Genomic DNA, 16,862 nt, shown 5'->3' with positions numbered 1-16,862 from the left:
CAGCGGCGCAGGCGTTCAGCGGACCGCGTGCAGGAAGTGCAGGTGGCGCTCGTACTGGTCGAGCACGTCGTTGATGATGCTCGGCCGGCTCCAGCCCATGATGTCGTAGTCCTGGCCGCCCTCGCGCAGGTGCACCTCGGCGTGGTAGTACTTGAGCGCCTCGGCACGGTCCGCGCGGGTGTCGCGCAGCACGAACGACGGGGGATCGTACGCGCGCGGGTGGATCGAGTAGAAGAAATCGACCTCGTCGCCGTGTAAGATCTCGAGCCACACCCGGCCACCGTCGGCGTCGTCCTCGCTCGTGCGCGCGTCCCGACCCTGCTTGCGCAGTTCCGCCGCGACCTCCTCAAGCGCGGGCTGGACCGTCTCGGCAAGGAAGCGGCGTACTTCCTGGCGCCCCGGCTGATGCACGATCGTGCGCAGCCGCTGCTGCCAGCCGAGCGGCGAGTGCGGACCGTGCGGCGTCACGCGCGCGTCGCGCAGCGACATCCGCTTGACCATCTCGATGCGCAGCGCGCGCACGAGGCCCCAGCACATCAGGATCATCACGATCGCGAACGGCAGCGCGGCGGCGATGGTCGCGGTCTGCAATGCGCCGAGGCCGCCCGCGATCAGCAGCGCCGCGGCGATCACGCCCTCGATGACCGACCAGAACACGCGCTGCCAAAGCGGCGACGTGTCGTGGCCGCCGTTCGTCAGCATGTCGACGACGAGCGAACCCGAATCGGACGACGTCACGAAGAAGGTCACGACGAGAATCGTCGCGAGCAGCGACGTGACGCCGGACAGCGGCAAGTGCTCGAAGAACTGGAACAGCGCCACCGACGTGTCCGCGGCCACCGCGTCGGCGAGCTGCGTGACGCCCTGCATCATCACGAGATGGATCGCGGTGTCGCCGAAGAACGTCATCCACATGAACGTGAAGCCCACCGGCACGAGCAGCACGCCGATGATGAACTCGCGGATCGTGCGCCCGCGCGACACGCGCGCGATGAACATCCCGACGAACGGCGACCACGCGATCCACCACGCCCAGTAGAACAGCGTCCAGCCGCCAATCCAGCCCGTCGGCTCGTACGCGTACAGGTTGAAAGTCATCGCGAACAGGTTCGACAGGTACATGCCAGTGTTCTGGACGAGCGTCTGCAGCAGGAACACCGTCGGCCCCGCGACGAGCACGAACGCGACGAGCAACACCGCGAGGACCATGTTCAGCTCGGATATGCGGCGAATCCCGCTGTCGAGGCCGAGCCCGACCGACAGCGTCGCGATTGCGGTGATCGCGGCGATCAGCACGACCTGCACGCCGATCGACGTCGGCACGTCGAACAGATAGCTGAGGCCGGCGTTGACCTGGATCACCCCGAAGCCGAGCGAGGTCGCGACGCCGAACAGCGTGCCGAGCACGGCGAAGATGTCGACGACGTGGCCGATCGTGCCGTGGATGCGCTCGCCGACGAGCGGATACAGCGACGAGCGGATCGTCAGCGGCAGGTCGTGGCGGTACGCGAAATATGCGAGCGACAGCGCGACGACCGCATAGATCGCCCACGCGTGCATCCCCCAGTGGAAGAACGTGATGCGCATCGCCTGACGCGCCGCGGCGGCGGTCTGGGGATCTCCGACGGGCGGCGTCGTGTAGTGCATGATCGGCTCGGCGACGCCGAAGAACATCAGGCCGATGCCCATCCCGGCAGAGAACAGCATCGCGAACCACGATACGTAGCTGTAGTCGGGCGTGCTGTGGTCCGGGCCGAGCTTGATGCGGCCGAAGTTCGTCAGCGCGAGGACGACGACGAACATCAGGAAGCCGGCGACGGCGAGCACGTAGAACCAGCCGGCCGACTCGAGCGTCCAGTCGCGCATCGCGCCGAACATTTCGGTCGCAACCTCCGGCGCCGCGACGCAGAAGCCGACGAACGCGAGCGTCAACAGGCTCGACGCGAAGAACACCGGAGGATTGATCAGGACGCGCGGGGGGGCGCCGGCGCGAGTGGAACTGTCTGCCATGGCCTTTTTCCTCTGCGGGCGTAGGGACCGGTGCCGCACGCCGGACCGGGGCTCGAGCGAACGTGTGGACCGCCGCAGTCCGACGCGTCGGACGAGCGGCTCGGGAAATTGCGCGAGGCGAAATTGTATCGAACGTATTCCGACAAATGTATACGCGCGATCGGTGGGAAGGCGGGCCCACCCGGATCGGTCCTCTGAGGAGCGCAGCGCCGCGGGCGGGTCAGAGGCTGTGACAGGTTGCGCCGAGGTAGGCCGCGACCCCCCGCGCCGCGGACGTACTCGGGCGGGTGACCGGTCACCGTCGCGCTCGTGCCGTGCTCGCCGCCTGTGGCGCGAGCACGGCCGACAGCGCGAGCAGCAGAATTCGAAGTCTTCATGACCGGCACGACACCGGCCGCCGCTCGTCGCTGGCGCGGTCCGTCCGTCATCCGCGAATATACGAATGTGATTATTCAGCGCAAGCGGAAATGCGGAGCGGATCGCAGCCCGCTGCCGTCCCGAGTCTTACTCGAGGCCCTGGCTCGCGAGGTATTCCTCGTACGTGCCGCGGTAGTCGGTGATCGTGCCGTCGAGCCGGATCTCGATGATGCGGGTCGCGAGCGAGGACACGAACTCGCGGTCGTGCGAGATGAAGATCAGCGTGCCGGAGAACTTCTCGAGGCCGGTGTTCAGCGACTCGATCGATTCCATGTCGAGGTGGTTCGTCGGCTCGTCCATCAGCAGCACGTTCGGCCGCGACAGCATCAGCTTGCCGAACAGCATGCGGCCCTGTTCGCCGCCCGAAATGACGTTGACCGGCTTTCTCACGTCGTCGCCGGAAAACAGCAACCGGCCGAGCGTGCCGCGGATCAGCGTCTCGAGATCGCCGCCCTGCGAGTCGATGGTGACGCGCGCGTAGTCGGCGATCCATTCGGTCAGGCTCTGCGTGCCGGCGAATTCGGATGCATGGTCCTGCGCGTAGTAGCCGGGCTTCGCCTTTTCGGCCCATTTCACGGCGCCTTTCTGCGGAGTGAGGCCCCCCGCCTCGCCGCCGACGAGCAGCTTCATCAGCGTCGTCTTGCCGACGCCGTTCTCGCCGATGATCGCGACCTTCTCGCCGGCCTCGATCGCGATCGAGAACTTGTCGATCAGCGGCTTTGCCATGCCTTCGTACGCGAACGACAGGTTCTGCACTTCGCAGGCGAGGCGGTGCAGCTTGTCCTTGTCGTCGTAGTCGAAGCGGATCCACGGGTACTGGCGGCTCGAGGGCTTGACGTCCTCGGGCCTGAGCTTGTCGATGAGCTTGAGGCGGCTCGTCGCCTGTTTGGCCTTCGACTTGTTGGCCGAGAAGCGGCGCACGAATTCCTGCAGATCCTGGATCTTTTCCTTCGCGCGGGCATTGGCGGACTGCTGGCGCTGGCGCGCGAGGGTCGCCGCCTCCATGTAGTCGTCGTAGTTGCCGGCGTACACGGTGATCGTGCCGTAGTCGAGGTCCGCCATGTGCGTGCACACCTGGTTCAGGAAGTGGCGGTCGTGCGAGATGATCACCATCGTGCTGTCGCGCTGGTTCAACACGTCCTCGAGCCAGCGGATGGTGTTGATGTCGAGGTTGTTGGTCGGTTCGTCGAGCAGCAGGATGTCCGGGTTCGCGAACAACGCCTGGCACAGCAGCACGCGCAGCTTCCAGCCCGGCGCGACGTTCTTCATCGGGCCGTTGTGCAGCTCGGTGTCGATGCCCACCCCGAGCAGCAGCTCGCCGGCGCGCGCCTCGGCGGTATAGCCGTCGTACTCGGCGAACTTGCCTTCGAGCTCGGCGGCGTGCATGTAGTCGTCTTCGGTCGCCTCGGGGTTCGCGTAGATCGCGTCCTTCTCGACCATGCAGGCCCACATCTGCTCGTGGCCCATCAGCACCACGTCGAGCACGCGCACGTCCTCGAAGCCGAACTGGTCCTGCCTGAGGTAGGCCATGCGCTCATGCGGATCCTTCGACACGTTGCCGGCGGACGACTCGAGTTCGCCGCACAGGATCTTCATGAACGTCGACTTGCCCGCGCCGTTGGCGCCGATCAGGCCGTAGCGGTTGCCCCCGCCGAATTTGACGGAGACATTCTCGAACAGGGGCTTGGCCCCGAACTGCATGGTGATGTTGGCTGCAACGAGCACGGCGAATCCTGATTTTCAGATAAAACAAAGCTTTGCATTATAGCGCAGAAGGTTGCGACGTGCCGGGGCCGCCGCCGCAGTGTGGAATCTGAGCCCATTTTTTGCATACGGATCTGGTGCCGCGGCGTTGTCGGCGTCAAACTTCCAGCATGTCGCCGATCCGCCAGCTGCCGCCCTCCCCGCTTGCCGCCTTTCGCACGGTGGCCCTGGGCATCGGGCTGCCCCTGTTCGGCGTCGGATTGCTGATGGCGGGGCTGCTCGGGGTCGTGTCATATGGCGTCCTGCCCTCGGTAGAGTCGCTGCGCAGTCGCGACTGGCAGCCGGTCGAGGCATCGATCGAATCGGTGAGCCTGCATGGGCCGCCGTCGAGTCTGCATCCGCCGCTCGATTCGGTGCACATCCGCTATCGCTACCGCGTCGGGGACACCGACCATGACGGCGTCCACTACGACCCGCACGACGGGCAGTACGCGCACGACTCGAGCCAGTCGATCGTCGCCGATCTGCAGGCTTCGCCGAGAATCACGGTGTGGGTGAATCCCGCCGATCCGGGCGATGCGATGGTGTTCCGGGAACTGCGGTGGGCGGTGTTCCTCTTCACGTTCCCGGCGCTCGCACTCGCGCTGGTGGGCGCGCTGATGCTTTTTGCCGGCATGCTCGCGTGGAGCCAGGCGAAGCCCGGCTGGCGGCCGGGCAAGCCCGACCAGCCTTAGCCGTGCGAGTACGCTACAAAAAACGGGCGATGAAGCACGGTGCCGCGCCGCGGACAGCAGCCGGCAGCGGCAGCCATACGCGCCGCCCGGCGCCGGGGACGCGCCCGACAGGTGCGCCGGCAGCATCCTCGAGACGTTCGAGGCGCACCGTGTCGTTGCCGCCCGGATGCACGAACTCGATCCGGTCGCCGACGCCGAAAGCGTTTTTCACCTCGACTTCGGCGAGGCCGCGCGCCGTATCGAAGCCGAGCACTTCGCCGACCAGCAGGCTGCGCCCGGATTCGGAGTGGCCGCGCAGGTAGTTCTGGTGGTCGGGCGTGTGATGGCGCTCGTAGAACCCGTCGGTGTAGCCACGGTTCGCCAGTCCTTCGAGTTCGCCGAGCAGGCGCAGGTCGAACGGCCGGCCGGCGACGGCGTCGTCGATCGCGCGGCGGTACGCCTGGCTCGCGCGCGCGACGTAGTACGGGCTTTTCGTGCGGCCCTCGATCTTCAGCGAATCGACGCCGATTGCGACGAGCCGCGCGACGTGCTCGACCGCGCGCAAGTCCTTCGAGTTCAGGATGTAGGTGCCGTGCTCGTCCTCCTCGACCGGCATCAGCTCGCCGGGCCGCGTGCCTTCCTCGATCAGCCACACGCGCTCGCTCGCCGCGTGCCGCGGGCCGCCGCCGAGTCCCGCGGCCTGCGGCACGCGGTGCACGTCGCCGCTGTCGTCCTCGGCCGCGTCGTGGACTTTGTAGTCCCAGCGGCAGGAGTTCGTGCAGCTGCCCTGGTTCGGGTCGCGGTGGTTGAAGTAGCCTGACAGCAGGCAGCGGCCCGAGTAGGCGACGCACAGCGCGCCATGCACGAACAGCTCGAGCTCGACCTCCGGGCAGGCGTCGCGGATCTCGGCCACTTCGTCGAGCGACAGTTCGCGCGACAGGATGATCCGCTTGACGCCGATCGAGGCCCAGAAGCGCACCGCCGCGTAGTTCGTCGTGTTCGCCTGCACCGACAGGTGGATGGCGACGTCCGGCCAGCGCTCGCGCACCATCATCATCAGGCCGGGGTCGGCCATGATCAGCGCGTCGGGACCGAGCGCGACGACCGGTTCGAGGTCGGCGAGAAAGCTGCGGACCTTGGTGTTGTGCGGGTAGATGTTGTTGACGAGGTAGAAGGCCTTGCCCGCGGCGTGCGCCTCGTCGATGCCCTGCGCGAGCGCCTCGATCTTGCCGAAGCTGTTGTTGCGTACGCGCAGCGAATAGCGCGGCTGGCCGGCGTACACGGCATCCGCGCCGAACGCGAAAGCGGTGCGCATCATCTGCAGCGAACCGGCGGGAGCAAGGAGTTCGGGGGACGGGCGTAACGGGGGGCTGGCGGTCATGGTTTGGGCGTCTGGCAAACCGGCATTCTAGTGGTCCGCAGGCATGACGGAAATCGGCGCTCCGACCCTGAACGCTCCGGGGCCCGCCAGCGGGGGGCGCAGCGCCACGACGGGCGCCTGCGCGCCGGCGCTCTCCGTCAGTGCCGGGTGACCGGCACCGACAGCGGTTCGGCCGGCCACACGCCGCGTGCGATCGTGCGGGCATCCTGCAGCACCAGCCAGCTCTGCTGGCGGTAATGGGGCAGCGGCCGGGTCGCGTTGGCGAGTGCCTGCGCGCTGTCGGCGGCGACGATTCCCAGCGGGGTGCCGGATGGCAGGCGCAGCGTCCAGGCGCGGACCGTACCGCGGTGCGCGACTTCAGGCGGCGCGAGCGGCAGATCGTGGCGCGCCAGCCAGCGGCCGATCCGGGCTTCGTCCCCGATCACGAGCAGCGGGTCGGGGCCGGGCGCGACGTCGGCCGCGTGCGGGGCGGCGGCATGGTCGAGCAGCCGGGCCGCGAGTGTGCGTGCCGCCGACGTGAACGCGTCGTCGCCGAGCGTCAGCAGTTCGGTGCGCCGGTCGAACTGCAGTTCGCGCAGGGTCGGCGGCGTTTCGCGGCGATGGAGGCGCCGCAGGATCAGGCTGTCGGGGTCGAGCGTGACGCGCGTCGCGCTGTCGCCCGGATCGAGCTCGATCTCGAAGTCCTGCCGTGCCTGCTCGAGACGCACGCGGCGCAGCGTCGGCCCGGCGCGGGTGTCGATTCGCAGCGGAACCTCGAGCACGTACGGCGGGACGTTTTGCGCGAGCGTCACGCCGACGCCGTCGCCCGCATCGCGTCCGCCGCTCAGCGCGATTTCGGCGAGGCCGGTGCGATCGAGCCATTGGGTGAAGAAAGGTTCGAGCAACTGGCCGGAGGCCGCTTCGAACGCGACGCGCAGGTCGTCCCAGTCGGCGACACGGAAGCGCTGCGTCTGCCAGAAGCGCCGGATGGCGCGATCGAACGCCGGCTCGCCGATGCGGTCGCGCAGCATCACGAACATCATTGCCGCCTTGCCGTAGCCGACCGCCTGGTCGAGGCCGTGCATGCGCGAGGTGAAGGCCGCCAGAGGCCGGTCGGCGCCCGATGGAATACCCGACAGGTCCCTCAGCCAGCCCTGGCGCATCGCGCGCGCCTTGTCGGCGCCGGCGCGCTCGGCGTAATGGTAGTCGGCCATGAAGGTCGTCAGCCCTTCGCTCCAGTTGCCGCTCGCGTAGTCGGGATAGACGCCGTTGCCCCACCAGTTGTGCAGCACCTCGTGGCCGAGCGACGTGTCCTTGATGAACGGCAGTTTCAGCACCTCGATGCCGAGATAGGTCAGCGTCGGCATGCCGAAGCCGGTCGGCGTCGGGCTCGACACGACGGCGAAGCTGGTGAAGGGATAGGGGCCGATCCAGCTTTCGTACAGCGCGAGATAGTCGCGCACGGCGTCGAGATAGCCGGCGGCCAGCGGCGCGAGCTCGCCATGGAAATAAGTGCGCAGCACGATCGGCCGCCCGTCGCTCGAACGCACGTGCTGTTCGCTGATCCGGTACGGCCCGGCGATCAGGTCGATGCCTTCGGCGGGGTGCGGGAAATCGAACCGGGCGACAACCCGCCCGCCGCGCGCGGACTCCGACTGCAGGTGGCCCGCGACGAGGCCCTGCTGCCCTGCGGGAAGGTCGAGGCTCAGCGTGAACGCGTGCAGCAGGGCGCGACCTTCGCGTGCGACCAGCGGATACCAGGCGCTGGATGACGGCAGGAAGCTCCCGCGAGGATCCGCAACGGGTTCCTGCGTGCCGAGCGTGTCGCGGTGTTCGACGTCGGGCGCAAGGCCCGCGAGCGTGCCGTGCCAGGACAATGCAAGGGTGCGTCCGGCCACTCCCGCGGGAACCGACCACCGCTGCAGCGCGCCGTGACGGTGCGGCCGAAGCTCGACAGGCTCCCCGTCGATGCGCAGCGGGCCCGCCTCGAAGCGGGGGTTCAGCAGCAGTTCGAACGCGGCTTCGCTGTCGATCGTGATCTCGGCCTCGCCGGACAGTTCCTGCCGGGCGGGGTCGAGGCGCACGGCGAGCCGGTAGGAGGCGGCCGGTTCGCTGGCCGCAGCCGCCCCGATCGGCGGCATCTGCGCCGAGGCGGGATTCAGGATCACCGGAAGCGGCAGCATGATCAGCAGTGAAAGGGCGTGAAACATTCGTCGGCGGCTCGCAGCGTCGCTCAGCACCCGTGCCGCCGGGCAGAAACACCCGGCGCACGTTCCCCTGCGGGACACGGACGGTGCTCCGGCCTGTGCACGACGTGGGCGGTGTTGCTGGGCGCGGAGTGCGCCGATGCGGTCTGCTGGGTCACGGTCGCGCTCCTGACGAGGCAACACCGGGCAACGAGCCCGACCAGTTTTGACGCAGGCGGAAGCGGGGAGGTTCCGGCCGATGATTATCCGGCCGGAAAAAGCTCCGGCGCCCGAAGGCGCCGGAGGGTCGAACGCAGGTGCGAACGCAGCTGAGGACGACGGCCGCGAGGCCGCCGTCGCGGAAAAATCAGGCGCTCTTTTTGTGCGTCGCGGCAGCGTTCGTTTCGATCGCCTTGATCGCCGCGTCGGCCGTCGCGGCGACGTTGGCTTCGGTGATTTCGACCGCCTGCCGGGTGGCCTTCGTCACGCTGTCATAGGTCGAGTTCGCCGCGGCAATTGCCGAGCGCATCGCGGCAACTGCCACCTCGCCACCCCCCGGCACGGCCTGGGCCGCTTTCTCGATGGCAATGATCGCAAGCTTGTTCGCTTCCGCGAACTGCAATTCGTAAGGCTTGAGGCACTCTTCGAGACTCTGCGCGACGATCTCGTAGCCGCTGCGATAGTACGCGAGCGATTTTTGCGCGAACGGCTGGGCGAACGACGACTGCAGGTCCAGAATTTCCTTCGGATTCTTCGCCGCAAGCAGTGCGCGGACGAATCCGCTGCCGTCTTCCAGCGCGGAACGCGCCGTGTTCAGGTTCAGGGCAATCAGGCGTTCGACGGACTCGAAGGCGGTGGTCGCGGATTTCAGGTACGTGTCGAGCGCGGGCTTGGCGAGGGCGCTGAGCTGGTCGGGGGTCTTGGTCATGGCAGGCTCCTGGAGGGGTCGAAACATTCGGCAATCGCAGGCAGGCCCGACGTCGGGGCGGCTCATCCTGCTGCAGTGCACAATTCCATTGTAGTCGCAAGTCGCGACGGGTCAAGATGTTTTGTGCATTGCAACATTTGTTAACGAAGTACCGGTTCAGGCGTTGCTGCCGAAACCGATCGGCGCCGGCGCCAGCTTCAGGATCCGTTGGTATAACGCTTCGGCTTCTTCCCGCGGCTTGATGCCGAACAGCGGGTTGTCGTTCTCGCGGAACGCGGCCGCGATCTGGGCCCACTGCTCGGCATCGAGCACCCGTTCGGCGATCGGCAGAAAGACGTCTTCCTCGGTGCGCAGGTGCTCCCATTCCAGTTCCGCGTAGCGGTCGGCGGCAGCGAAGAACGCGTCGCGCGCCTCGCTGTCGCCACCCTGGAAAGCGACGAGCTGCTTCTTCAACTCGTCGACCATCGGATAGCCGAGCGCATGCTCGCGCTCGAGCCGCGCGATCAGGCCGTCGGCTTCGCGCGTGCGGTGCCGCACCGCAGCGAACAGGTACTTGTCTTCCTTGGGATGGTGCCAGCGGTCGGGATAGGACACGATGTAGTCGAGGATCGCGCGCAGCACCGCGAAATTCGGCGCCGCTCCCCGGCGCATCTCCTTGACGAGGTAGCGCAGCGAATACAGCACCGCGCTGATCGCGAGGTGCTCGTCCCTGATGATCTGGATGGCTTCCGGTTTCACGGCTGGACCTTTTTTCCCGGGCGGGACGGATTACACCCGCTCGATCGCGAGCGCGATACCCTGGCCGACGCCGATGCACATCGTCGCCAGGCCGAACCGCCCGCCGGTGGTTTCGAGCTGGTTCAGCGCGGTCGTCACAAGCCGTGCGCCGGACGCGCCGAGCGGATGGCCGATCGCGATCGCGCCGCCATTCGGGTTCACATTCGTGCCGTCGTCCGGCAGACCGAGCTGGCGCAGCACCGCCAGTCCCTGCGCGGCGAACGCTTCGTTGAGCTCGATCGTGTCGAAGTCGCGCACCGACATGCCGAGCCGCGCAAGCAGTTTCTGCGTTGCCGGCGCCGGGCCGATGCCCATGATGCGCGGCGCCACACCGGCCGCGGCGCTGCCGAGGACGCGGGCGCGCGGCGTGAGGCCGTGGCGCTTGACCGCCGCTTCGGAAGCCAGCAGCAGCGCACATGCGCCGTCATTGACGCCGGACGCGTTGCCGGCGGTGACGCTGCCGTCGGGGCGCACGACGCCCTTGAGCTTTGCGAGCGTCGCCAGCGTCGTGTCCGGACGCGGATGCTCGTCGGCTGCCAGCACGAGCGGCTCGCCTTTCTTGCGCGGCACTTCGACCTTCACGATCTCGCGCTCGAAGAAGCCGCGCTCGGCAGCGGCGGCCCAGCGCTGCTGGCTGCGCAGCGCGAATGCGTCCTGGTCGGCGCGGCTGACGCCGAAGTCGGTGGCGACGTTCTCGGCGGTCTCGGGCATCGAGTCGATGCCGTATTGCGCTTTCATCAGCGGGTTTACGAAGCGCCAGCCGATCGTCGTGTCCTCGATTTTCGCCGTGCGCGAGAACGCGCTGTCCGCCTTGCCGAGCACGAACGGCGCCCGGCTCATGCTCTCGACGCCGCCGGCGATCATCAGCTCGGCCTCGCCCGCAGCGATCGCGCGCGCGGCCATGCCGATCGCGTCGAGGCTGGAGCCGCACAGGCGGTTGATCGTGCTGCCGGGCACTTCGACCGGCAGGCCGGCGAGCAGCGCGGCCATGCGCGCGACGTTGCGGTTGTCTTCGCCGGCCTGGTTGGCGCAGCCGTAGAGCACGTCGTCGACGGCCTGCCAGTCGACGGCGGAGTTGCGCTCGACGAGCGCCTTGATCGGCAGCGCGGCGAGGTCGTCGGCGCGCACGCCGGACAGCGTGCCGCCGTAGCGGCCGAACGGGGTGCGGATCGCGTCGCAGATATAGACGGGGCGGGTCATGGCGGCTTTTCCTTTTCCTTCTGCGTTGATGGTCAGTAGGTTTCGACGTGGAAGCGTGCGTTGGCCAGCAGCTTCGGCCGCAGCGCCTCCCAGTCCGCGCCGTTCGCGCGACAGATGTCGCGGAACGCTTCGAGCACGCCCGATTCCATGCCTTTCAGGCCGCAGATGTAAATGTAGCAGTTGTCGTCGTTGAGCATCCGGAACACCTTGTCGGCGCGCTCGCGGATCGAATCCTGCACGTATTTCTTCGGCTCGCCGGGCACGCGCGAGAACGCGAAGTTGATGTCGATGAAGTCCTTCGGCAGCTTCTGCAGCGGGCCGAAGTACGGCAGCTCGGACGGCGCGCGCGCGCCGAAGAACAGCACCAGCTCGCCGCCTTCCTGCTGCGCGAGGCGGCGACGGCGGCGCTCGGTCATGGCGCGCATCGGCGCCGAGCCGGTGCCGGTGCAGATCATCATGATCGACGAACCGGGGTGGTTCGGCATCAGGTAGGTCGAGCCGTAGGGCCCCGTGACCTGCACCTTGTCGCCTTTCTTCAGGTCGCAGATGTAGTTCGACGCGACGCCGCGCGCGGGCTTGCCTTCATGGTCCTCGGTGACGCGTTTGACCGTCAGTGCGAGGTTGTTGTAGTGCGGACGCTCGCCGTTGCGCGGGCTCGCGACCGAGTACATGCGCAGCAGGTGCGGGCGGCCCTTGTCGTCGGTGCCGGGCGGGATGATGCCGATCGACTGGCCTTCGAGCACCGGGAACGGCGTCGAGCCGAAATCGAGCACGACGTGATGGATGTCGCTCGAAGCGTCCGCGTCGGTGAGCCGGTAATTGCCGGTGACGGTCGCGGTGATCGGGCGCGTCGGCGCGTACAGGTTCACGTACGGATGCGACGCGGACCACGGCGCGAGCGCCGGGCCGCCCTGGCCGGCGGTGGCGACGTCGGTGATGTGCTGCACTTCGGCCGGCAGCTCTTCGTCGGGGCGCGCGACGGCGAACGGCGCGTCGACGTTGTCGAGCTCGGTGGTGTCGGGCAGCACGTCCCACTTGAACTGTTCTTCGAGGCTGTATGGCTTGACGCGTTCGACGTTGCGCCATGAATCGATCGCGCCGGTGGGGCACGGCGGCACGCAGGCGAGGCAACCGTTGCAGATATCGAAATTGACGACGTAGTTCAGGTTGTCGTGCGTGATCGCATCGACCGGGCAGGTCTCCTCGCAGGTGTTGCAGCGAATGCAGATTTCCGGGTCGATCAGATGCTGCTTGGCGATTGCGTGCTCTACGGGCGCGTTCATGACTGTCTCTCTCCACTGGGGCGGGGGCGGGCCTGCGCCCGTCCCCCGTTTTTTCGATGGCTTAGTTGAAACGCACGTACTCGAAGTCGATCGGCTGGTTGTTGATGCCGCGACCCGGCGCCGCGATCCAGTTCGCGAACTTGCCGCGCTCGACGCACTGGCCCATCAGCGAATGCACGTACAGGCGGTCGCTCTCGGTCGGCAGCCAGTTGCTGTGCTGATGCGTCCATTCGGCTTCGGACAGCAGGCGGCCTTCCGGGCTGACATGCGAGCCGGCGAACATGCCGATGCGGCGGTTGAAGCCCTTGTGCGGCAGCGTGAAGCGGAAGTTGAAGCCGAATTTTGCCGGGATGCGGTTCCAGCGGTCGATGCCGGCCTGCACGTCCGCGATCCAGTCGTCGCGCAGGCGCTCGTTCAGCGCCGACAGCGCCGGCACGTGGCGGGTCAGGATCTGGTCGCCGGCGACGTCCATGACTTCGTATTCCGAGTTCTGCAGCTGGTGGTCGTCGCTGATCTTCTCTTCCTCGAAGCGGCCCTTCAGGCCGTTCGTGTAGTAGGTCGCGGCGTTCGACGACACTTCGGCGCCGTACAGGTCGCTGGTGACGCTGTAGTGGAAGTTCAAGTACTTCTGCAGCGTCGGCAGGTCGATGACGCCGGCGGCGCGCAGCTTCGCGGGATCGTCGGTGCCGAGCTCCTTCATCATCTCGCAGGTGCGCTGGATCACGCGGGCGACACCCGATTCGCCGACGAAGAGGTGGTGCGCTTCCTCGGTCAGCATGAACTTGCAGGTGCGCGCGAGCGGGTCGAACGCGGATTCGGCCAAGGAGGCGAGCTGGAACTTGCCGTCACGGTCGGTGATGAACGTGAACATGAAGAACGACAGCCAGTCCGGGGTCTTCTCGTTGAACGCGGTGAGGATGCGCGGGTTGTCCGCATCGCCCGAACGGCGCTCGAGCAGCGCTTCGCCTTCCTCGCGGCCGTCGCGGCCGAAGTGGGCGTGCAGCAGGTAGACCATCGCCCACAGGTGGCGGCCTTCCTCGACGTTCACCTGGAACAGGTTCCGGAGGTCGTACAGCGACGGCGCGGTGAGCCCCAGATGACGCTGCTGCTCGACCGAGGCCGGCTCGGTGTCGCCCTGGGTCACGATGATGCGGCGCAGCGTCGAGCGGTATTCGCCCGGCACGTCCTGCCACACGTCCTGGCCCTTGTGCTCGCCGAAGGTGATCTTCTTCTGGCCGTCCTGCGGCGCGAGGAAAATCCCCCAGCGGTAGTCGTGCATCTTGACGTGGCCGAAGTCCGCCCAGCCCTTCGGGTCGACGCTGACTGCGGTGCGCAGGTAGACCTCGTAGTTCGTCGAGTTCTCCGGGCCCATGTCGTCCCACCAGTTCAGGAACGACGGCTGCCACTGCTCGAGTGCGCGCTGAAGCGTCTTGTTTTCCGACAGGTTGACGTTGTTCGGGATCCGTTCGCTGTAGTTGATCATCTCTGTGCTCCTCAGGGTATTTTGTACGTATAGGGCTGCGTTGTGTTTACACGCGGTTCCAGTCGAACTGCGCCTTCTTGCCGGAACCGAAGAGCTTCAGCGCGCCGGTCGGGCCGACCGCGTTCGGGCGGTTGAAGATCCAGTTCTGCCACGCCGACAGGCGGCCGAAAATTCTCGTGTTCATCGTCTCGACCGGGCCGAAGCGCAGGTTCGCTTCCAGGCCGGTCAGCGCGTCCGGCGACAGCGCGGCGCGTTCCTCGATCGCGATGCGGATCTCGTCGGCCCAGTCGAGGTCGTCGGGGATCGCGGTCACGAGGCCAAGTTCCAGCGCTTCAGCCGGCGTCAGCAGGCTGCCTTCTTTCGCCTTCGCGGCCGCGACCGGCGCTTCTTCCTGGTAGAAGCGCGCGTCGATGCGCGACAGGCCGTTGGCCATCGGCAGCGGGCCGAAGTTCATCGCCGACAGGCCGATGCGGTTTTCGGCGTCGGCCGCGTCACGCATGTAGCTGCGGTCGGCGGCGAGCGCGATCTCGAGCAGCGTGCCGGCGAAGCACGAACCCGGCTCGATCAGCGCGTACAGGCTGCGCGACGACACGTCGATCCGGGACAGCGTGCGGCGCAGCATGCCGAGGGTCTCGCGGACGAACCAGTTGTCCTGGTTCGCGACTATCGTCGCGTCGAGGTCGAGCACGACCTGGGCGTCGCCCGTCGTGCGCAGCTGCCACAGGCCGATGTCGAGGTGGTTGGTGCGCAGGTTCAGGATCGCGTCGTCGAGTTCGCGCGCCATCTGCAGCGGCCACCAGTTGATGCCTTCGGCCTCGATTTCGGCGGCGGTCTTCGCGGTGACGGCGGACGGAGCGCGCACGGTAAGCGTCACGGTGCGCGCGGCCGCATCGATCGCGGCATCGACGAACTCGTAGTGGTAGCCGTTTTCGTCGTCAGTGCGCTCGAGGCGGGTGAGCTGCACGCCTTTCGCGTTGGCCGGGCGGTCGGACTGCGCGGCGAGCGCTTCGGCGCGCGCCTTGATGTGGTCGGCGAACTGCTGCTGCTTGACGACGTCATCGACGAGGCGCCATTCCTTGGCGCGGTTGCCGCGCACGCCTTCCGAGATCGTGCAGAAGATGTCGGCGTGATCGCGGCGCACGCGGCGCTTGTCGGTCACGCGCGTCAGGCCGCCGGTGCCGGGCAGCACGCCCAAGAGCGGCACTTCCGGCAGCGACACCGACGAGTTGCGGTCATCGACGAGCACGATCTCGTCGCAGGCGAGCGCCAGCTCGTAGCCGCCGCCGGCGGTCGTGCCGTTGCACGCGGCGAGGAACTTCAGGCCGGAGTACTGGCTGGAGTCCTCGATGCCATTGCGCGTCTCGTTGGTGAATTTGCAGAAGTTCACTTTCCACGCGTGGGACGACAGGCCCAGCATGTAGATGTTCGCGCCGGAGCAGAAGATCTTCGGCTTGCCCGAGGTGACGACGACGGTGCGCACTTCCGGGTGCTCGAAGCGCACGCGCTGCAGCGCGTCGTGCAGCTCGATGTCGACACCGAGGTCGTACGAGTTGAGCTTCAGCTTGTAGCCCGGGCGGATGCCGCCGTCCTCGTCGATGTTGAGCGTCAGCGTGGCGATGGCGCCGTCGGTCGACAGCGACCAGTGGCGGTACTTCGACGGCTCGGTACGGTAATCGACGCGCTCGACGGCGGTTTCCTGGTTCTTCGCGACTGCTTCCATCTCTGTCTCCTCTTCTCTCGTGGGGGGGTCAGCTCATTACGAGCTGGCGCAACTTCATGAAACTTTGATCGACCGTCTCGCCCGCCGTGTCGAGGACGGTGTCGGCCTTCGCATACAGCGGCTCGCGGGCCTCGAGGATGCGCTTGAGGTCATCCATCGCCTCGTCGTTGCCCGCCATCGGCCGCAGGTCGCCCTGTGCCATGACGCGCGCCATGTGTTCTTCCGGCTGTGCCTTGACCCAGATCGTCAGGCAGTTCGACAGCAGCAGCTCGAAGGTCTCGGGCTGTGATACGACGCCGCCGCCGATCGAGATCACCGCGCGGGGATGCTCGCGGATGACGCGTTCGAGCGTGCGTTTCTCGATGCGGCGATACCCCGACTGGCCGTACAGCGCGAAAATCTCGCGTCCCGGGATGCCGGTTTCCTTCTCGATCTCGCGGTCGAGTTCGATGAACGGCATGCCTTCCTCGCGCGCCAGCCGTCCGCCGAGCGTCGACTTGCCGGCCCCGCGCAGGCCGATCAGCGCGATGCGCTTGCGGCGCACCGCTTCGTCGTGGCCGAAGTCGCGCATCAGCCGGAACACCACTTCTTCGAGGCGGTGCTGCGGCAGGCGCTCGAGAAAGCGGCGGATCAGGCGGCGTTCGACCGTGTCTTCGGTTTCCGGCGCGAGCAGGTCGGTCAGCGACACGTCCAGCGCACGGGCGATGTTGTCGAGCAGCACGATCGACACGTTGCCTTCGCCGCCTTCAAGGTGCGCGAGGTGGCGTTCGGAGACGCCGGCCTCGCGGGCCACGAGCTTGCGGGTCATGCCGCGCCGGTCCCGGATTTCGCGCACCCGCCGGCCCAGCGTCGGCAGCAGCGTGGAGGCGCCGACGACGGTGTCGTCACGGTGATCCACTGGGTTCGCATCAGGGTCGGTCTTGAAGCTCATATTGGTTCCTGTTGCGCGGTTGCCTGTGCTGTTGTGTTGAACAATAGTGCAGGCGTTAAGCGACGTCAAGAGGTAAAGTGCATTTTGTTTTACACGATAATGAAGTGGATTGCAGAAACTATAGCAAGAGCCAGGAAATGGCGCTGCTTT

At 67.0% G+C, this 16,862-nt stretch carries 12 protein-coding genes; 1 reads left to right on the top strand and 11 read right to left on the bottom strand.

All coding sequences use genetic code 11. From position 1 onward, the window contains the following. Window positions 1-15: 15 nt before the first annotated feature. Window positions 16-2,010, bottom strand: a complete 1,995-nt coding sequence (locus tag pbN1_RS08595; RefSeq protein ID WP_169200916.1) for a BCCT family transporter — start codon at window positions 2,008-2,010, stop codon at window positions 16-18. A gap of 504 nt (window positions 2,011-2,514) precedes the next feature. Then, window positions 2,515-4,152, bottom strand: coding sequence for an ABC-F family ATPase (locus tag pbN1_RS08590; RefSeq protein WP_169200917.1), 1,638 nt, complete (start codon window positions 4,150-4,152; stop codon window positions 2,515-2,517). Window positions 4,153-4,301: 149 nt separating this feature from the next. Here pbN1_RS08590 and pbN1_RS08585 point away from each other — a divergent pair, with 149 nt between their 5' ends. Then, window positions 4,302-4,865 carry a DUF3592 domain-containing protein gene (locus tag pbN1_RS08585; RefSeq protein WP_169200918.1) on the top strand — a complete coding sequence of 188 codons (564 nt, stop codon included), beginning with the start codon at window positions 4,302-4,304 and terminating at the stop codon, window positions 4,863-4,865. A gap of 13 nt (window positions 4,866-4,878) precedes the next feature. On the opposite strand, the gene trhP is transcribed toward pbN1_RS08585, so the two are convergent. From trhP to pbN1_RS08540, 9 genes are all read right to left on the bottom strand, one after another. Next, entirely contained in the window at window positions 4,879-6,225 is a 1,347-nt protein-coding gene (gene trhP, locus pbN1_RS08580; RefSeq protein WP_169200919.1) for a prephenate-dependent tRNA uridine(34) hydroxylase TrhP, read from the bottom strand. Between the two features lie 137 nt (window positions 6,226-6,362). Next, complete coding sequence (locus tag pbN1_RS08575) at window positions 6,363-8,414, bottom strand: M1 family metallopeptidase (protein ID WP_169200920.1); 2,052 nt, start codon at window positions 8,412-8,414, stop codon at window positions 6,363-6,365. Between the two features lie 343 nt (window positions 8,415-8,757). Then, window positions 8,758-9,318: a phasin family protein gene (locus tag pbN1_RS08570; RefSeq protein ID WP_169200921.1), complete on the bottom strand. Its 561-nt coding sequence runs from the start codon at window positions 9,316-9,318 to the stop codon at window positions 8,758-8,760. A gap of 156 nt (window positions 9,319-9,474) precedes the next feature. Further along, window positions 9,475-10,056, bottom strand: coding sequence for a hemerythrin domain-containing protein (locus pbN1_RS08565; protein ID WP_169200922.1), 582 nt, complete (start codon window positions 10,054-10,056; stop codon window positions 9,475-9,477). 30 nt (window positions 10,057-10,086) lie between these two features. Next, window positions 10,087-11,295 (bottom strand): 3-oxoadipyl-CoA thiolase, encoded by a 1,209-nt coding sequence (pcaF, locus tag pbN1_RS08560; RefSeq protein ID WP_169200923.1) that lies wholly within the window; start codon window positions 11,293-11,295, stop codon window positions 10,087-10,089. 32 nt (window positions 11,296-11,327) lie between these two features. Beyond that, window positions 11,328-12,578: a benzoyl-CoA 2,3-epoxidase subunit BoxA gene (gene boxA / locus pbN1_RS08555; protein WP_169200924.1), complete on the bottom strand. Its 1,251-nt coding sequence runs from the start codon at window positions 12,576-12,578 to the stop codon at window positions 11,328-11,330. Window positions 12,579-12,639: 61 nt separating this feature from the next. Continuing rightward, entirely contained in the window at window positions 12,640-14,061 is a 1,422-nt protein-coding gene (gene boxB, locus pbN1_RS08550) for a benzoyl-CoA 2,3-epoxidase subunit BoxB (RefSeq protein WP_169200925.1), read from the bottom strand. Between the two features lie 46 nt (window positions 14,062-14,107). Continuing rightward, window positions 14,108-15,781, bottom strand: a complete 1,674-nt coding sequence (boxC, locus tag pbN1_RS08545; RefSeq protein WP_169200926.1) for a 2,3-epoxybenzoyl-CoA dihydrolase — start codon at window positions 15,779-15,781, stop codon at window positions 14,108-14,110. A 28-nt stretch (window positions 15,782-15,809) separates the two neighbouring features. Continuing rightward, complete coding sequence (locus tag pbN1_RS08540; protein WP_169200927.1) at window positions 15,810-16,712, bottom strand: helix-turn-helix transcriptional regulator; 903 nt, start codon at window positions 16,710-16,712, stop codon at window positions 15,810-15,812. Between the last annotated feature and the right edge of the window lie 150 nt (window positions 16,713-16,862).

This window comes from Aromatoleum bremense, from assembly GCF_017894365.1.
GTDB lineage: Bacteria > Pseudomonadota > Gammaproteobacteria > Burkholderiales > Rhodocyclaceae > Aromatoleum > Aromatoleum bremense.
Note: the sequence above shows the minus strand (reverse complement) of the source record. Positions and strands in the feature narration are given on the sequence as shown.

Coding starts and splice junctions, on each gene's coding strand:
- pbN1_RS08595 (WP_169200916.1), bottom strand. CDS start 2,010: ATGGCAGACAGTTCCACTCGCGCCGGCGCCCCCCCGCGCGTCCTGATC.
- pbN1_RS08585 (WP_169200918.1), top strand. CDS start 4,302: ATGTCGCCGATCCGCCAGCTGCCGCCCTCCCCGCTTGCCGCCTTTCGC.
- trhP (WP_169200919.1), bottom strand. CDS start 6,225: ATGACCGCCAGCCCCCCGTTACGCCCGTCCCCCGAACTCCTTGCTCCC.
- pbN1_RS08575 (WP_169200920.1), bottom strand. CDS start 8,414: ATGTTTCACGCCCTTTCACTGCTGATCATGCTGCCGCTTCCGGTGATC.
- pbN1_RS08570 (WP_169200921.1), bottom strand. CDS start 9,318: ATGACCAAGACCCCCGACCAGCTCAGCGCCCTCGCCAAGCCCGCGCTC.
- pcaF (WP_169200923.1), bottom strand. CDS start 11,295: ATGACCCGCCCCGTCTATATCTGCGACGCGATCCGCACCCCGTTCGGC.
- boxA (WP_169200924.1), bottom strand. CDS start 12,578: ATGAACGCGCCCGTAGAGCACGCAATCGCCAAGCAGCATCTGATCGAC.
- boxB (WP_169200925.1), bottom strand. CDS start 14,061: ATGATCAACTACAGCGAACGGATCCCGAACAACGTCAACCTGTCGGAA.
- boxC (WP_169200926.1), bottom strand. CDS start 15,781: ATGGAAGCAGTCGCGAAGAACCAGGAAACCGCCGTCGAGCGCGTCGAT.
- pbN1_RS08540 (WP_169200927.1), bottom strand. CDS start 16,712: ATGAGCTTCAAGACCGACCCTGATGCGAACCCAGTGGATCACCGTGAC.